This window comes from Mesorhizobium sp. CNPSo 4671, assembly GCF_057784245.1.
The window spans coordinates 1-510 of the sequence record NZ_JBWLUW010000082.1; the positions used below are offsets into that span (position 1 = coordinate 1).

General features: G+C 58.6%; 1 protein-coding gene. It reads left to right on the forward strand.

The genetic code is table 11. The features are described 5' to 3' along the window. On the forward strand, positions 1–510 hold a 510-nt coding region (locus tag AC04SF_RS37470), incomplete at both ends, for a tyrosine-type recombinase/integrase (protein ID WP_488481884.1).

A 510-nucleotide genomic window follows, 5' to 3' on the forward strand; every position in this document is an offset into this window, starting at 1 on the left:
CCTCTACGTGATGCTGGTATTGGCCTATTGCTGCGGGTTGCGGCTGGGGGAACTCGCGCGTCTCGATCTTGGTGATGTCGATCTGATTGCCGGCACGATCACCATCCGGGAAACGAAGTTCTTCAAGTCCCGGATCCTGCCGCTTGCCGACAGTACACTGGCGGCGCTGACGGAATATCTGGAGATGAGGCGTAAGGCGAAGGCGCCGCAAAATGCGGAGTCTGGCCTGTTCTGGCACGATCAAGGCAATGCCCGATACACGTCGCAGGCCATCGCCCGTTGCCTGATCGACATCCTGCGTCGTGCTGGGCTCAAACCGGCGACAGGCAAAACCGGACCTCGCATTCACGATCTTCGCCACTCGTTCGTGGTGAACCGTATTCTCGAATGGTACCGCGCCGGTATCAATCCGCAGGACAAGTTGCCGTTCCTCGCGACGTATCTTGGTCACCGCGATATCCATTCGACGCTCGTCTACATCACCGTCACCCAGGATCTTCTGGAACAGGC